Source organism: Helicobacter macacae MIT 99-5501 (assembly GCF_000507845.1).
GTDB classification, from domain to species: Bacteria; Campylobacterota; Campylobacteria; order Campylobacterales; family Helicobacteraceae; genus Helicobacter_B; species Helicobacter_B macacae.
Genome location: NZ_KI669454.1, coordinates 242966 through 259527 on the forward strand (window position 1 = coordinate 242966; position 16562 = coordinate 259527).

Sequence of the window (16562 nt, forward strand, 5' to 3'; positions counted from 1 at the left end):
GGCTATAATTGGCTGGAGTATCACAAATTACCAAAAAGCACCGCTATGGATACTTATCGGTGCTGGTGTATTAGTCCTTTTTCTTATTTGCGCTATTTGTTTTATCAGCAACAAAATCAACAAAAAACTTAATGAGATAGGTGAAGCATAATTCATAAGGAGTAAAAAATGGAATATATTGTCTTTGGTGTCGCTTTTTTTGGTGTTTTAAGCATTGTTTATCTGGGTGTCAAAACAGCTTTAGATTTTTAGCATTACAAGGTTGCCATAATATATGACTAATGTAGAGATTGACTTATCTTTTTTTGCGCCACAAAAGATGAGTATTGATATGCTCTCTTATGATATGAGTGAGCGACTTGGTGGGTTTGTCTATGGTATGGAGCTTTGTCCTATCTCAAGCGAGTTAGATTCTAGAGTGCAGGATTCTAGCGCGTTGTTTGAGCATATTTTGGTTGTTTTGCGTGATGAGGAGAGTAGGCAAGCCATAGCGCACAAACTTAGCGTGTATAACAAACCTATTTTGTTTTTGAGAGAATCTAGCCATTATTTTTCGTGGGTGCTTCTTGGGCTGAAGTTTTTGGAGCGATATTACGCGCTTGGTAGTATCGGAGAGCAGCTAGATTTTTTGCTAAAGGAGGCAATAGCACATAGGGCTAGCGATGTGCATCTAGAGGATAAGGGGGATTTTGGCAGTATAAGGTTTCGCATAGATGGTTGTCTGCGCGAGATAGCAAGGCTAGATAAAAACTCTATGCGCAAACTCTCTAGCAAAATCAAGCTAGAATCCAAGCTAGACATTACTGAAATGCGCTTGCCTCAAGACGGACGATATGCTAGGAATTTTGGCGACATAGAGTATGACTTTCGTATATCTTGTGTGCCTTTGCTTAGTGGCGAATCGCTTGTGCTTAGGATTCTCTATAAGCACAAGGAGCGCATTAGCTTAGAGGGCTTGGGGCTAAGTAGTGAGATTTTAGCTATACTAAGCAAGGCACTAAATCGCAAAAGCGGGCTAATCCTCATCACAGGACCCACAGGTTCTGGCAAATCCACTACTTTATATGCCGCACTTGAAGCCCTAAAAACTCTCCAAAAAAAACTAATCACTTTAGAAGACCCTATTGAATATCAGATTCCACTAGCTACACAAATCCAAATCAACCCCGAGATTGGATTTTCTTTTTATGAGGCGTTGTCTTTTGTGCTACGACAAGACCCAGACATCATTATGATAGGCGAGATACGCGATGAGCAGACGCTTACCCTCGCGCTAAATGCCTCTCTCACGGGGCATTTAGTCCTTGCTAGTCTGCATAGCAATGACTGCATATCCACGCTTGAGAGGTTGTTTGAGATGGGTGCGCCAAGAAGCGTGATAGAGTCTAGCCTTATTTGTATCATTGCCCAAAGACTTTTAGGCAGGCTATGCTCGCATTGCAGGGGCAAAAGAGAAGAGGGCGATTTGGAAGTATTTTACCCTGTGGGGTGTGAGAAATGTCAAGGACTAGGGATAAAGGGCAGGGAAGTCATAGCACAAGGAATCTACTTTGATGAGAGCTTAAAAAAGCTGTTTTATGAAGTGCCTAGTGGCAAGGATTGTGGCGATTTGGCAAGTGCTTTTGGCGGAGTGGATTTTAGCGATTGGCGTGGTAATCTAAAAAGAGCACTTGGCAATAAAAATCTCCCAACACTCAAAGATGACGCTATGCGCAAAAAGCATTTGCTAGACTACAAAGAAATAGCACAGCTTTAGTAGGTGCTTTAGCTAACATATTAAGCTACTTTTTAGCCATTTTAGCGTGATTTTAGTATTTCTATGGTTTTTTGTGTGATTGTCTCTATGATTTTGCTCTCTTGGCTAGCACTTAGCTTGCTATAATGTGTCTTTAGCACTATCATAGAGGATTTGTCCATATTTTTGCCTAGCCATAGTCGCATATCTCTTTTGCTATATAGTCCTATGATTTTTATGCCTAGATTGTCAGCTATGTGGATAGTGCCTGTGCTTGGCGAGATTAGCAAATCCACGCTCCGCACAAGCTCAATTAGATTGCCCAAATCGTGGTTGTTTTTGAAAATGTGTATATTTCTAGCCCCCCCCCCCCCCCCTCGCTATTTAGAGAATCATACTTAAGTGGTAGTCTTGGCGCACCTTCAAAGCTAGAAATGATGATTTGTGCTTGTGGCAGGGCTTTTGCTAGAGTAGTGGCAAGGGTAGAGAATCCTTGCGGGGTTAGGCTTATGGGAGAAGAGTTTGAGTATGGATTGATTAGGATTTTGTAGCCTTTTGGAATCTTTAGATTTTGCTTGAGAAATTCTATATGAGTGGGGCTAGGCGGGAATCTAGCGGGGGTAAAATCTATCTTAGAGCTATCATAGTGTGGCGCGTCTATCTCTCGCACAAGCGATAAAAGTCGCTTATAGTTTGGCGTGTTTGAAAAAGCCACCGAGTAAAATACTCGCTTAAATTGTCTAAACTCACTCTTATAAAATATTTTGCTAAAGATTTTGTGCTTGCCAAAGATTTTGCCAAATATTTTAGTGCTAAAAATGTTACCCAAAAATCGCCTAAAGATATTGTGCCACATAGCGTAACTAATAATGACTTTGGCATTGCTAGCACTTGCTATGCTAGTGTGTCGGCGGTTTGGTTGGGTTAGGATTAGGTAGTCAAACGCAAAAGAATCTAGGCTTTTTATGATTTGCTCTTTGGATAGATTTTGGATATTTACTATTTCATCAATGAAGTCAAATTTAGAAAAAATCCGCACCCCTATATCGCCCGTGTATACAACCAAAAACGCGCTTGGATAGAGGGCTTTGATAGCATACATAGAATCAAGCGCGATTATGCTATCGCCGATAAAAAGATTGCGATAATAAGCGATTTTTGTTTGCATTTTTGGACTTTTTAAATTTGTGGTGTGTTTGCTTGGAGCGCGGGAAGCGCAGGGTAGGGTTAAGGCGGATTTTAAGTAAGCACAAATTCTAACAAAATGGATTAAATAGGGCACTTAAGAAATATAAAACACAATAAATACAACAAAACTTAATGCAAATTTTATATAATAACACACAACACAATATTAGCGCACAAGTGCAAGGAGCTCAAAAAATGCTTACAGGCAAACTCATAAGCATAGATACAAACACCAATCAAGGCAAGATAGAGCAGGATTTAAACAAACGGATTTTTGATTTTAGCCTTGAGGTGTGGATAGATGATAATGGTGCGCCACAAGTGGGCGAAGATGTGGAGTTTGAAGTAGAGATGCGCGTAGTTACTAGAGCACGGATAAAGCCAAAGCCCATAGACCCAGACACCATACCGATGACAAAAATGCCAAATGCGTGTATAGAGGAGTTTTTTGAGCAAGAAAACAAGATTTTGCGAGATTATAGCGATTTTGTGCAGGGGCATAGTGGGCTAGATTTTTTGCGTATGAGGAGATTTCTACTCACAGCGTATAATGATTTGTGTGAGATGGACAATCTAATAGAAAATGAGGATTTGCGCAGTATCAAAAACGAGATAAACTCGCTGTTTAGGGATTTTGAAAACTATGTCAAAAAGGCGCAGTATAGCCCACCTTATGCGTTTGAAAAAATATTTTTATCCAAGCAAGTGGAGTTCATCAAAGTAGAAAAAGAAATAGAAGCTAGGCAAGCAGCACTTGCCAATGCCAAAGCACAATGCCAAGCGATGGGGACAAATCTAGAAACAGCAGAGCGCAAACTCCAGCGAATGGATAGAAAGAGCCAAGAATTTAGCTATATGGAGAAGGAAGTCAAAGCGATTCGGCGAGCGTATGTGGATTTGATTCAGTTTATCGCCACAAGTCAGGAGTTTTTGGAGAAAGCGCACTTTAGGCTAAAGAAATTTAAAGATGAGCATTTTAGCGAGTTTGTAAGTGTGTATGCACCTATGCTAAGGGACATAAAAGATAGATTTATCTCGCTACTAAATTCTAAAGCTTATGATTTGGATAGTGCGCTTTGGGGGAGGGCAAAGACAAGCGAGAGTGTAAGGAGATTTTTTCGCGATGCGCGCATAGAGGGTGGGTTTAGCTCCAAGACATTTTTGCGCTACTTTTTGCGCGGCATCGATAGGACAAAGGCTTCGCCAAAATCTAAAGAACTCTTTGACTTGCTAAAATACTTAGAAGAAGTCAGCAAAAAATCTGTCCTAGTGATACGAAACTCCCAAGTCGATGGACTAAAATACAAAGAAGTAATCCAAAAAATCGACTCTACCCTAACCGTGATAGTAGAAAAAGCCGCGATGAATGCGCTAAAGACACTTGCTACAAACCCTTGCGATATAGTCGTGCTAGAAGAAAAGATAGGCGAGATGAGTGCGCTGGATTTTATCCAAAACTCAAAGCAGCTACCAAACCAAAAAAAGCTAGTCGTGTTTTGTCTAGTGGTGGATAGTATGCCAAAGTATGAGCAGCTAGAGGAGGCAAAAAACGCGGGCGTGCAATACTTTATCCCCAAGCAAAATATGGACGCGCTATTTGATAGCGTGCGAATGGCTATATAGGGGGAGTGGGGGGGTTTGCGATTTTGGATTTTGCTAGGGGGGATTTGATTTTGCGTGTTTGGTGGCTTTGCTAAAGCGACTTAGGAGAGGTGCTTTAGCGGAAGTGATTTGTTAAGCTCGTTTGTGTGCTGGTTTTGTATATGTTTGATAGATTTTGTAGCTGTGTTTTAGAGGGGATTAAGGGAATCTAAGAAGTTTGTTTCTAAGTTCTAAAAGGTTTGATTAGAATCGTGGGATTTTAAGGGAGAGATTATAAAGGCTAGATTCCCCCTGATTTTGAGAGAGAGATAAGGGGAATCTAGTTTCTTCGGAGTTTGAAAAAGTCTGCTTTTGAGCCCATCGGGGTAATGGGCTCGGGTGAAATATTACATAAAAATAGTTAATGAAAAAAATTTATCAACAAAAAATTTTAATTTTTTTAGAATTTATTTTTACATAGATTTTAAATAAGTGGCTTACATCATCGCATAGATTAAGGATATGAAAGCATTTTTAGTGTTTTTTTGGCATTTCAAATTTTGGTATTTCAAAAAGCCTTGATTGCGTATATTGGCTTGTAGGTTGATATGTTTTAGGGGCGTGATTTTATGCTCCAAAGGATAATCTAGCGTAAAGAAACACAATGCGTGGCTAGAAAATCTAGCAATTTCAATGACTTGCCCGCATAAAACGAGCCTTTGCAAGACTTCTGCAATATTTCTGCATACTTTTGTAATCCCCCGCAAATCCCTAAACCCCCCACAAAATCACCCGTAAATCAAAACATTTCACACCTCAAAGTAGAGCCGCTTCAAATGCGTGGCAAACCGCAACAATGCAAGCGAAGTTTAAAATATTTGTAAAAAAAGTAAAATCTAGCAAAAACAAAACAAAAATACAAAATCTCAAAAACGCTAATGCTGTGGTTTAAAAAGTGTTTTTTTTTTTTTTTTGTAGCATACTTTCGCGCTATAAGTCCTTGTGGCTAGGAGTTTGGCTAGAAATTCATAGATTGTCTAGCTAAATTTTTAGAGTTGCAAGAGAAACTTATGGTAGCAAAATCTTACAAAGGAGTCATTCTATGATGACAAAGGTTTCACTAGGCATTTTTGGGATAATCGCGGCGGTGCTAATGAGTGGGTGCTCACAAAACTTGGCTAAGTTTTCTGTGGCTTCTACGGGCAATGTCCCTCTTGCAAGCGGTAGCGAGAAGGGCGAATATGTGCAAGGAAAGGCTTGTATCAGCAAGGTATTTGGCATATCTTTTGGCAACAAGCAAAATCGCATAAGTGAAGCAGTGGCAAAAGCCCTCGAAGTCGCAGCGAAGAAAAATCAACCTGCAGATGCCCTAGTCAATGTCGATATACGCGCTAGTAACTGGTCTTTGCTATTTTTTGGCAAAAACTGCATAATCGCAAAAGGACAAGCTGTCGGTATCAAATAGCTAGCTTTGCCTAGACGCTTCTTACATTTTACGCCCCATTTACTTTCATCGAGTGAAAGTCAATGGGCGGTGAAGTCATCGGGCGGACTTGCTTGATGACTTATAAATCACTTCTATGAAAACTGCTCTACAAAACGCGCAAGAAGCTACAAAGACTACAAAGAGCATAAAAAGAAATAAAACTTACGAAAACTACCTAAAATCTAGCAAAAACTAGAATCTGTAAAAAAAGCTAGAAACCATACATTTGGAGATATTTCGCTTTTGTATGACAATGTTGCTTCATCATAAACGATACACTTTCTCCCTCCCTTAGCACGAGAGGATTAAAAAAGTGGGAAAGCCCCCTCAAATATCAAGCAAAGCAAACAATCGCTAGCAATATAAGTGTTTACCTCATTGCGAGGTTTTGTGTAGCAAAATCGTGGCAAAACGAAGTTTCTTTAGTAATCCACAAAAAAAGAAATAGATTGTCGCGCAAGTCTTGCGACTTTCTCGCAATGACGATTATGGCGTGTGAATTGCCACGAACGCTAAAGCGATTCTCACAATGACGATAAAAGTCCCCTCCCGCAGCACGAGGGGCATTTAGGGGTGGGTAAATCCACACAATGCACAGATTCTTACAATGACGAATTTGTGGATTACTAAGATACGATTTTTGGCGATAAAGATTTTAGGCAAAATCTATTTTTAGATTCCTTTGGCGAGTATAGCCATAGCTGCGCTTTGTGAGCGCAGGATAAGTGTGCTATCCACTCCATAGATTTTGCGATTTTGTGCTGCAAAAGTCTCTCTTTCTTGCGAGCTAAACCCTCCCTCTGCACCGATGAAAACCCCCTCTTTTAGTGCGCTTATGGCTTGCGCTCTTGTTTGCAATACTTCCCCACCAAAATCTAGCACACTAGCGTGTGGGTAGCACTCTAACGCTGTGTGAAAATCATCTAGCATTTCTACTTGGCATAGTGAGCTTCGTCCGCACTGCTGGCAAGACTCTATGAGTATGCGCTCTATGCGCCCCTCATCAAGTCGGACACCGCCTTGAGAGAATCGCCCAAAATACAAACTTAGCTTGCCTAAGCCTAGCTCGTTTAGGTGTGGGAGGGCTTTGTAAATCGTTTGGGGGGTAGTCATCGCCCAAATTAGATGAGAGAAGTGCTGTGGGGTGTTTGGCAGGATTTGGCTAGATTCTAAGAGTAGGGTGGCGTTTTTGCGCGATATGGATTCTATGTGATAGGTATAAAGTGTGTCATCACGCAGATTCCGCAGGGCTTGGGTAGAGCCTACCTTTGCCCTGCGAGATTGGCAGAGGTGGGCAAATGCTTCGCCATCTATGCTAAGTGTGCGCTCCCCGCAGGATTTGACATAGAGAAACTGCATAAATTTGTGTCTTTAGATTTTGGCTTAGATTTTTTAGCTTTGTGTGTGATTTGCGCTTGGGTATTGGCTTGCTTAGGTGTCGTGCTTAGGATTGATTTCCTAAACTTAACGGTCTAAACCTGCACTTTTTAAACTTGCACGGATAGCTAAAATCTCATCGATTAGCCCGCCTAGCTTGTCAAGTGCTACCATATTTGCGCCATCGCTTAGGGCATTTGCAGGGTCGTAGTGCGTCTCCATAAAAAACCCATCTACTCCCACAGCTGCCGCTGCTCGCGCGAGATATGGGACAAATGAGCTATCCCCACCGCTTTTGCCTCCTGCTGCTCCGGGCATTTGCACGCTATGAGTAGCATCAAATATCACAGGGGCAAATTCACGCATTATCACAAGCGAGCGCATATCCACGACAAGATTGCCATAGCCAAAGCTAGCTCCCCGCTCGGTAAGCCATACTTTGTGTTTTAGCGATTCTGCAAAGCTAGCTTCTTGCAAGTAGCTATCGCGCGTTTTTAGTGCCTTTAGCGTGGAGTAGCGCATATCTTTTGGATTCATAAACTGCCCTTTTTTTATGTTTATGATAGAATCTGTCTTTGCCACTGCTACTACCAAATCTGTCTGTCGGCATAGAAATGCGGGGATTTGGATAATGTCTGCGACTTCTGCTATGGGCTTGGCTTGGTGGGATTCGTGAATGTCTGTGATGATTTTGTAGCCAAAATCTTTTTTGATAGATTCTAGCATTTTTAGTCCCTTTTCTAGTCCCGGTCCGCGATAGGCATCTAGGCTTGTGCGGTTTGCTTTGTCAAAGCTAGCTTTGAAGTAGAAGTCGATTTGCGGGTTTTTTGCTATTTGGGCTATGCCCTCTGCTATGCGGAAAAGTTGCGCTTCGCTCTCTATTACGCAAGGACCGCTCATTAAGATAAGTTTGTTTTTTGTATTTGCCATTTTTGCTCCTTTGAATTAGATTGTTTGGATTCTATGGGGGAATCTTTTTAGTTTTGGCTATGTAGTTTTGTTTATCTGCTTTTGGGTGTGATAGCCTTAAACTCCCTTGTAATCATATTATAATTTAGTATTTCTCCTGTTTCTATTATGTAATACCACCCAAAGATTCTAAGCTCACCTCTATCAAACCTCTCCTCTACAAATGGATAACTCATAAGGTTTTCTAGCTGTTGCTCGATATTGATTTGCTCGGTAAGCCAGATTTTTTTTGCCCTTGAGGTTGGATTTTGGGCTAGGACTTTGTCTTTGACAGGCTCTAGGAGGGTAAGCCACTTTTTGACATAGGGGGTTTGCTCTAGCTTGGCAGGTGGCTCATATATCGCGCTACACGCGCCACAATTACTATGCCCGCAGATGATGACATTTTTGATTTCCAAAATCGTAAGGGCGTATTCTATCGCAGAGGTGGTGGCTAGGTAGCCCTCGCGCAAAGTTTGGGATTCTTTATAAGGAGGGATAATGTTGCCAATATTGCGAATGACAAACAAATCCCCGGGGTCAGAGTTTGTGATGAGGTTTGGCACGACACGAGAATCCACACAAGAGATAAACAGCGTGTGTGGCTCTTGGTGCTTTTTTAGGCTTTCATATAGTTCTTTATGCTCGATAAAATCCTCTTCTTGGAATTTTATCGCTCCTTCAAATAATTCTTTCATTTTTACTTCTCTTTTGTGGTGGGTTTTGATTTTGTCTAAAATGTGTATTTTTGGGAGTATTTTACACTTTTTACTTAAATTATCATCGCTTAAGGGGGAGTTTTTGAAAATGTTTGGTAAAATTCCGCCTTAATTTTAGGTGCTAGAAAATTTGGTAGAGAATTTATAGAATTTTGGTTGGGATTTTTGGTGGTGGGTTTGGTGGAGCATTTTGCATTTTAGCGCGTTTGGCGCAGACTTTAAGGAGAGTGTGATGCAGGATTTAGACAAGGTATTGGGGCTAGGATTAGCGGGCAATTTTGCAAATCATCTTGAGCAAGCGGGAGAAGCGGGGGATTTTGCTTGTATCATAGGCGATGAGGAGTGCGCACCTAAGGGGATTTTCCCGTTTTTTGTGCCAAACTCTAGTGGCGTGCTTGGTAAATTTTGCTTTGATGATAGGGCGGTGGTGCTACCAAGTGATACAAGCCTGCTAGTCCAAGCAGAAGCCGAAGTAGGGCTAGAATGTGATATAGCGTATGATGAGAGCAGTGGGAAAAAGTGCGTAAAATCGCTGATTCCACGCTATTTTATGGCGTTTAATGATGCTTCTGTGCGCAATGACAAAGAAGCGAAAAAACTCTCTTTGAAAAAGAATTTCTCAAAAGGCTCAAAAGGCTTTAGCCCACAAAAAATCGCTATTGATGAGTTTAGCCCAAATGGCGTGTGCAAAGACTACTCTATCGTGTCATTTGTAGAGAATGGTGGCAAGCTAGAGCAATACGGCGAACTAAGCGAACTAAGCACATATAGCTACTTCTATGAGAAGCTAATCTCTTGGATAATAAAAAAGCTAAATACACAAGAGGATTTTGGTGTGCTAGAGGATTTGCCTAGTGTGCTAGAGGAGTCGCGCTACCCTAGTAGGGCGATAGTGGCTATCGGTGCGACAAGATACACGCAGCAAGGCGAGAATCGCTTTTTGCAAGAGGGGGATAGCGTGAGTGTAATTGTGTTTAATCATCACAAATATAGCTTTGAGGAGATTTGCCAAATCGCTGCAAAGCTATCCACTAACAGCAATGAAGCGCAAAATCTAAGCGATATTTCTGTGCTAGCACAAAAGGTAGTTAGATAGCTAGCTCATAAGTGTGTGCTAGTGTGATTTGGGCTTGATTTTGTGGGTGCTAGTGTGCGCTAAATCTCGCTTGTAAAAATCTTGCTTAAATAAAACTTAAGTAAAATTTGTAAAGTTTTTGCAAATTATGTGTCTTTTGGTGTTGGGTTTTTGTAATTTTTGTCGGTATTTCATTATTTTTTCAAGAAGTATTTGCATTTAGGAACGATAAACGCTTAGTGTCTATAAAGTAGCCTAGCTTGCCTAAAGACTTTTGCTAAGATTTGGCAAGTCTAGTTGCTAGATATGTTGCGTTTAAGGACTTGGATAAATGCAAAAAAAGCCACAGCATTCTTGGCAAAATCATTCCTCACAAAATCGCTCTTGGCGAGATAAAAATCCAAATATGATAAAGCCTATCATCATAAGCGTTCTGTGTGCGTTTGGTATGGTGTTTGTCGTGTGTTTTTTGATGTGGGATAGCTATGTAGATACGCTAAATAGACAGGGCAATCTAGAAATACAGCTAAAGCAAGCCCAAGCCGTGCTAGACTACCAAAGAGAGCAAAGCGAGGAAATCCTAGAAAATCGCAATAAGCGCATAGAATACTTAGAAAATGAGCTAAAAACTTATCGAAAGAAAAATGTCAATATGCGGATTTTGGTAATTGATAATGACTCTGTGGAAAATCCACACTTGCCACAGATAAAGCAAGTAGACCAAATCCCGCCACAGCAAAATCCATAGAGCTTAAGCAAAGTAATCAAGGCTTACAATATGGGCAAAAACTGCCAAAACCAAAATGTCTCAAGCAAACAAAATTAGCAAAATTTTGCGCAAAATCACGCAAAACCTCCCCCACAAACCCCCAAAATCTCACAAAGACAAACAAAGACAAGTGAGGATTTCAGCGTGTGCGTGTGGTTGCGCTTGAGATAGAGAAGCGAGCGCGTTTATCAATGCGTAAAAAGATTCTGCTAGCTTGTGTTAGCAGGGCTTAAGACTACTTTATGTAGCTTTTTAGCAAGCTAGCGATGATTTTTGCTTCTTTTTCGCGCTTAGGCTGTGTGCTAGCGTTTAGGAAATACTCATCAATATGTGCTTCTATCATTTCGCTATATAGTCCGTGAGCACTGCCTTTTATTGAGCCTATTTGTTGCAAAAGTTTGAAAAACTCATCATCGTTTTGGACACCTTCTTCTATGGCTTTTAGTTGCCCTTGTAGCTTGTGTATGCGAGCGATGATTTTGCGCTTGTTTGGGATAGAATCTGCCATTGCAACTCCTTATATTGTGATTTGTAACTACATTACTAAGAATCAAACTACAAATTAACTTAACTTGTGCAAATTAACTTAATTTGTGATAGTATCCAAAATTTTCTAATAGCTAGAATCTGCTTAGCTAAATCTAGCAAGGATTCTGCCAATTTTTAAGGGATAAAAATGACTACATACAAAATACAAAATCTTGATTGTGCAAATTGTGCTAGCAAGCTAGAAAACGCGCTAAATGCCCTGCCGTCAGTTAGGCAAGCAAAAATATCTTTTGCAAGTGATACACTTATGATTGATTGTGATGATTTGGAGGAGGTAAAATCCTGCATAGCCAAAATCGAGCCACAAGTGCAAATCACACAATCAAAAACCAAAAATCTATATGAGTGGTTTAATGCCGAGCTAGCTATGCTTGCGGGACTTATTGTGGTGTTTTTGGCTAGTCTTGTGTTTGAGCATAAGTATTTGGATTATTTTGAGCAAGAAGAGCCAAGCATTTTAGAGATTTTTGCCACAGCGCATAGCAACGCGCTAAATGGGGATTTTTGGCTTGTGGGGCTATATGCGCTATGGGTGGCTATCTATGTGCTAGCAGGCAGGAGCGTGCTAAAGGGTGCGTTTCATAGCTTTGGCAAGGGAGAGTTTTTTGATGAAAATGTGCTTATGCTAAGTGCTTCTGTGGCGGCTTTTTGCATAGGGGCGAGCGAAGAGGCAGTAAGCATAATGCTATTTTTCTCTGCAGGCGAATACCTCCAAAATCTAAGTGTCAAAAAATCCAAAGAATCCATAAACGCGCTTTCTAGCTTTGATTTGCCAAAGGCACATAGAATAGATTCTAGTGGCTTTGATAGCGACTTTGATAGTGAGCTTGATAGCACTAGCCATAGCGTAGGAAAGTCTAGCCAAAAATCAAGCCCAAGAACTAGCCAAATGTCTAGCTTTGATTATGAAGTCGATTCTACAAACACCACCGACATAGACGCAAAGGATTTAAAAGAGGGCGATGAGATTTTGCTATATGTGGGGGAGATGCTTCCTGCGGATTGTGCTTTGCTAAGCGAGGAAGCGAGCTTTGATATTAGCGCACTTAGTGGAGAGTCGCTTCCCTTTAGTGCTAAGGCGGGGGAGGAGATTCTCTCTGGCTCTATCGCACTTGGCAAAGTCGCACGGCTAAAGGTGCTACGCCCCTTTGCCAAAAGCCAAATCGCCAAAATCACCGAACTTATCGCTTCTGCTTCTAGCCAAAAATCCCCCACAGAAAATTTCATAACCACTTTTGCGAGGTATTATACGCCTGTGGTGTTTTTTATCGCGCTTCTTGTGGCGTTTGTCCCACCGCTTACGCTTGGGTTTGGGCAGGCTGACACTTCATTTGGCTCTGAATTTAGAGAGTGGGCATATCGTGCGCTAGTAGTGCTAATGGTTAGCTGTCCTTGTGCGCTAGTGGTGTCTGTGCCGATAGGGTATTTTGGGGGGATTGCTGCTAGCTCTAGGATTGGCGTGCTTATCAAAGGCTCAAACTACCTAGAAGCCCTAAGCCGACTTATCTTGCTAGGATTTGACAAAACAGGCACACTCACAAAAGGTGTGTTTAAAGTTACCAAAATCGTTCCACAAGAGGGAATCTCTCAAATGGAGTTGCTAGGATATGCACTATGTGCGCAGGATTTGTCCTCTCACCCCATAGCCCAATCGATAAAAAAAGAATACCACCGACTAGCCAAAGAAAGCAAGCACTCTCATCACATAAGCGAGTATGAGGAGCTATCAGGGCTAGGTGTGCGTGCTAGGTGTGATAATATCGAAATCATCGCAGGCAATGACAAGATATTGCACAAATTTGACATACCGCACAATACTTGTGATATACAAGGTAGCGTGGTGCATATCGCCGTAGAAAAGCGGTATCTAGGCTATCTAATCATCTCTGATGAGCTAAAGCAGGAAGCAAAAACAGTAGTGCAAAATCTAAAAAAACTAGGCATATCGCCCGTGCTACTTAGCGGAGATACCCTCACACCTTGCAAAGCTGTAGGGGACATACTTGGTGTGGAGTATTATGCTTCGCTATTGCCACAAGACAAAGCAGCGAAATTTGGCGAGCTAAAAGCGCGTGCTTTGGGGGCAAAATCTATCCCTCAACATAGCTTGCAATCTAAAATCAAACACCAAAAGCACAAAGTCGGCTTTGTAGGAGACGGTATCAATGACGCGCCCACTCTTGCGCTAGCCGATGTGGGAATCTCTATGGGAAGTGGCAGTGATATAAGTCAGCAAAACGCAAATGTCATCATTCTAAACAACTCGCTAGAATCTCTACTAAGCGCGATACAAATCGCCAAAAAGACAAAAACTATCATCTATGAAAATATCGCTTTCGCGCTTGGGGTGAAGGCTGTGTTTGTCGTTCTTGGGCTTTTTGGGTGGGCGACTATATGGGAGGCGGTGTTTTGCGATGTGGGCGTGGCACTACTAGCTTTGGCAAACGCTATGCGGACAATGAGGCTTGGAGGGAAAAAGCGCAATGAGACACAAAACAAAGCACAAAAAGCATAGTGGCTAATTGCGCTTAAAGACTTCTAAAATCTTACTAGATTTTGGAGATTGTAGGATTTAGGCTAGATTTTGCCTTATTTTAGATTCCACTTTTTTGTTAGATTCTCTAGTAGTTCGCCGTTGTTTTCTACAAACTCATCGACAAAGTTTGCTAGAGAGGTATTGGACTTTTTAGAAGCGATACCGTATTTTTGTGGCTCAAAGCTATCGGGCAAAATCTCACTTTTGCTATCGACATAGCCTAGCAGTATTGATTTATCCACGCTAAAGGCATCGATTTTGTCGCTAGCTAGCGCGACTTTTATGTCTGGGAATTCTGGGAACTCACTAAATTTCACCTCTATGCCTGCGTTTTTGGCAGCGGTGGTGATGACTTCGCGCGTGGTGGAGGATTGGGCTACACCTATGCGTGCACCCTCCATATCGGCTAGGCTTTTGTAGCCTTTTTCTTTTAGCACCAAAAGTCCCACAGAATCGACATAATAAGGCTTTGAGAAATGGAGCAATTTTTCGCGCTCCTGCGTGATACTAAAGGTGGCGATGACTAAATCCACACTTCCATTTTCAAGTAGTGGTTGCCTAGATTTGTAGTTTACAGTTACAAGTTTTAGTTTATTTTCATCGCCCAAAATCTCTTTGGCTAGGGCTTTTGATATATCGATTTCATAGCCCTCTATTTTTTCGTTTTTGTGGTTTAGAAGCCCTAGATGAGGGACATCGTCTTTGACACCTACGATAAGCACACCTCGCTTTTTGATAGAATCTATGCTGTTTGTGTTTGCCCCACTCTCTTCACTGCAAGAGCTTAGCCCAAAAAGTGCTAGACACATAGCGAGTAAAAGAGAAAAAATGGACTTGGCACTTCCAAAATCTTTGCTAAAATCCGCACTTCCAAAATCCGTGTCATCAAAGTATGTGCTTGTGCTAGGCTTTTTGGGTGCTTTGGCAAAGTTTGGCAAAGTCTTTATAACGCGTTTTGTGGTGCTAAGCATTGTGCTTTCCTTATGGGGTGGATTTGTGTGGGATTGTGTTTTATGGTTCTGGGATTTTAGATTTGGCAGAGTGTTTGCTGATTGTAGCTAAAGTTTATAGATAGTTTGTGGATAATGTAGTGATTTTTGGATAATTTTTAGTGTATATTACCACTTTGCTGTATGTGGCGTGATTGATTTTATGCTTCAACCCTTTTCATCACACTTTTTCACTAAATTAACCAAATCCCGCTACAATGATTCCGCTTGAAAAACCCCGCTTAAGCCCCATAGCTCAAGAACTCCCCAATACACCACACCAAATCTCTAAAAAAAGATTTCACATAATTTACATAAAAGTCTTAAGAGATTCTAGCTAAAGGTTGGGAGTGTTGTTAATGCTAATTAAATTGCACTATAAAAAATAGTTGTAAAACAAAGTAAGAAGCCTTATAAAAAAAAGGTTTTAAAATAAGGAATATCATTTGAGGCATTTTACATATTTCGTATGTCTAGGCTGCTTTACTCTATGCCACTTGATTTTGGGCTATTTCTCACGCGTAAAGTATAAACAAATACATAAACATACACAAATACATAGCAATAAAAAAAATACTTCAAAGTTATCTAAAACGAAATACCCTAAAGTCAAATACCCTAACACCAAGCAACTTAAAATCAAATAATTTAACACCATCTAGCCTAATTCACTCCAAACCAAGCAATCTAAATAAAAGTAACCTAAAGCAATATAAAAGGAGGTGTATCTCGCTTTTTATCTGCGCTTATCTAGTTGCCACACCTTGCGCTTATGCACTAGATAATGCGCCACAGCATTTAGAGATAGCACAAGTAATCTCATCTAAGCTCCACACGACTCAACCAAACCAACTTCATTTAAGTGCATTAGTAGAGCAAATCCCCACACCACAACTAATTCCGCCACAACCAGCTACGCTACAACCAACTGAACTACAATCGCCCACACCACCACCGATAAGCCCACCAAACCCACAAGATTTCCTACATTCACTACATTCTCCACAACCCAATGCAAATCAACTAGAAACTGCATTATTAGATTCTCCATCACTAGATTTTCCACATTTGCAAGATACTTCTCCACCACATTCACATTTACAAGTTTTTGCTTTATTAGATTTTACTTCGCAATATTCTACCTTACAAGATTCCCCACATTCACTACATTCTCCACAACCCAATGCAAATCAACTAGAATCTGCATTATTACATTCTCCTTTGCTAGATTCCCCCACACAGCACTTACAAGATTCACATTTGTCATATCCTAGCTTAGATTCTAGCTTGCCAAGCAAGCTAGAATCCCTAGATTCCCTCCCTATCACACCTGATACTTCTACCAGCTCTTTATCCCCTAGCATTACCCACTCTCCAAACAACATAGAAATCATCAATATCACTACACCAAACGCACAAGGCATATCAAATAATCACTACATAGATTTCAACATTAAGCCCAAAGGAGCTATACTAAATAATTCCTTGCAATCTATCACTTCTACTCATCTAGCAGGGTTTATTAGCTCAAACCCACACCTAAAAGATTCCACTGCCTCTCTTATCCTAAACCAAGTAACACCTCTGCAAATCCCTCATACTTACTAGGA

Annotated in this window: 16 protein-coding genes; 7 read left to right on the top strand and 9 right to left on the bottom strand. The window is 41.0% G+C overall.

Annotated features, from left to right (window positions below):
• Positions 1-274: 274 nt before the first annotated feature.
• On the top strand, positions 275-1756 hold the full coding sequence (locus HMPREF2086_RS10525) for a GspE/PulE family protein (RefSeq protein WP_023926873.1): 1482 nt from the start codon (positions 275-277) through the stop codon (positions 1754-1756).
• Between the two features lie 41 nt (positions 1757-1797).
• Here the strand turns inward: HMPREF2086_RS10525 and HMPREF2086_RS01075 are convergent, their stop codons facing one another.
• On the bottom strand, positions 1798-2061 hold the full coding sequence (locus HMPREF2086_RS01075; protein WP_023926874.1) for a glycosyltransferase family 9 protein: 264 nt from the start codon (positions 2059-2061) through the stop codon (positions 1798-1800).
• Positions 2049-2903 (bottom strand): glycosyltransferase family 9 protein, encoded by an 855-nt coding sequence (locus tag HMPREF2086_RS01080; protein ID WP_023926875.1) that lies wholly within the window; start codon positions 2901-2903, stop codon positions 2049-2051. Before HMPREF2086_RS01080 ends, HMPREF2086_RS01075 begins: the two co-directional genes overlap by 13 nt.
• 215 nt (positions 2904-3118) lie before the next feature.
• Between HMPREF2086_RS01080 and HMPREF2086_RS01085 the strand changes: the two genes are divergently transcribed.
• Positions 3119-4546, top strand: coding sequence for a hypothetical protein (locus HMPREF2086_RS01085; protein ID WP_023926876.1), 1428 nt, complete (start codon positions 3119-3121; stop codon positions 4544-4546).
• 1060 nt (positions 4547-5606) lie between these two features.
• Entirely contained in the window at positions 5607-5969 is a 363-nt protein-coding gene (locus HMPREF2086_RS01095; RefSeq protein ID WP_023926877.1) for a DUF6567 family protein, read from the top strand.
• 391 nt (positions 5970-6360) lie between these two features.
• Here the strand turns inward: HMPREF2086_RS01095 and HMPREF2086_RS11310 are convergent, their stop codons facing one another.
• The 4 genes from HMPREF2086_RS11310 to HMPREF2086_RS01110 form a co-directional block, all read right to left on the bottom strand.
• The gene (locus HMPREF2086_RS11310) at positions 6361-6579 is read right to left on the bottom strand and encodes a hypothetical protein (protein WP_148374452.1); all 219 of its coding nucleotides are present in this window, start codon (positions 6577-6579) and stop codon (positions 6361-6363) included.
• A gap of 83 nt (positions 6580-6662) precedes the next feature.
• Positions 6663-7349: a 16S rRNA (uracil(1498)-N(3))-methyltransferase gene (locus HMPREF2086_RS01100; protein ID WP_023926878.1), complete on the bottom strand. Its 687-nt coding sequence runs from the start codon at positions 7347-7349 to the stop codon at positions 6663-6665.
• 105 nt (positions 7350-7454) lie between these two features.
• Positions 7455-8297: a 3-deoxy-8-phosphooctulonate synthase gene (kdsA, locus tag HMPREF2086_RS01105; RefSeq protein WP_023926879.1), complete on the bottom strand. Its 843-nt coding sequence runs from the start codon at positions 8295-8297 to the stop codon at positions 7455-7457.
• Between the two features lie 71 nt (positions 8298-8368).
• The gene (locus tag HMPREF2086_RS01110; protein ID WP_023926880.1) at positions 8369-9013 is read right to left on the bottom strand and encodes a carbonic anhydrase; all 645 of its coding nucleotides are present in this window, start codon (positions 9011-9013) and stop codon (positions 8369-8371) included.
• A 253-nt stretch (positions 9014-9266) separates the two neighbouring features.
• Between HMPREF2086_RS01110 and HMPREF2086_RS01115 the strand changes: the two genes are divergently transcribed.
• Both HMPREF2086_RS01115 and HMPREF2086_RS01120 read left to right on the top strand, forming a co-directional pair.
• The gene (locus tag HMPREF2086_RS01115; protein ID WP_023926881.1) at positions 9267-10130 is read left to right on the top strand and encodes a DUF5718 family protein; all 864 of its coding nucleotides are present in this window, start codon (positions 9267-9269) and stop codon (positions 10128-10130) included.
• A gap of 310 nt (positions 10131-10440) precedes the next feature.
• Positions 10441-10857 (top strand): hypothetical protein, encoded by a 417-nt coding sequence (locus HMPREF2086_RS01120; protein ID WP_023926882.1) that lies wholly within the window; start codon positions 10441-10443, stop codon positions 10855-10857.
• Between the two features lie 256 nt (positions 10858-11113).
• Here the strand turns inward: HMPREF2086_RS01120 and HMPREF2086_RS01125 are convergent, their stop codons facing one another.
• Positions 11114-11386 carry a metal-sensing transcriptional repressor gene (locus tag HMPREF2086_RS01125; protein WP_023926883.1) on the bottom strand — a complete coding sequence of 91 codons (273 nt, stop codon included), beginning with the start codon at positions 11384-11386 and terminating at the stop codon, positions 11114-11116.
• A 168-nt stretch (positions 11387-11554) separates the two neighbouring features.
• Here HMPREF2086_RS01125 and HMPREF2086_RS01130 point away from each other — a divergent pair, with 168 nt between their 5' ends.
• On the top strand, positions 11555-13942 hold the full coding sequence (locus HMPREF2086_RS01130; protein ID WP_023926884.1) for a heavy metal translocating P-type ATPase: 2388 nt from the start codon (positions 11555-11557) through the stop codon (positions 13940-13942).
• Positions 13943-14016: 74 nt separating this feature from the next.
• Here HMPREF2086_RS01130 and HMPREF2086_RS01135 read toward each other — a convergent pair whose 3' ends face one another.
• Together HMPREF2086_RS01135 and HMPREF2086_RS12260 are read right to left on the bottom strand one after the other, a co-directional pair.
• Positions 14017-14772, bottom strand: a complete 756-nt coding sequence (locus HMPREF2086_RS01135; protein WP_034560603.1) for a transporter substrate-binding domain-containing protein — start codon at positions 14770-14772, stop codon at positions 14017-14019.
• 1093 nt (positions 14773-15865) lie between these two features.
• Positions 15866-15988 carry a hypothetical protein gene (locus HMPREF2086_RS12260; protein ID WP_267902061.1) on the bottom strand — a complete coding sequence of 41 codons (123 nt, stop codon included), beginning with the start codon at positions 15986-15988 and terminating at the stop codon, positions 15866-15868.
• A gap of 32 nt (positions 15989-16020) precedes the next feature.
• Here HMPREF2086_RS12260 and HMPREF2086_RS12265 point away from each other — a divergent pair, with 32 nt between their 5' ends.
• Positions 16021-16560 (top strand): two-partner secretion domain-containing protein, encoded by a 540-nt coding sequence (locus HMPREF2086_RS12265; RefSeq protein ID WP_187367094.1) that lies wholly within the window; start codon positions 16021-16023, stop codon positions 16558-16560.
• The last annotated feature ends 2 nt before the right edge of the window (positions 16561-16562 follow it).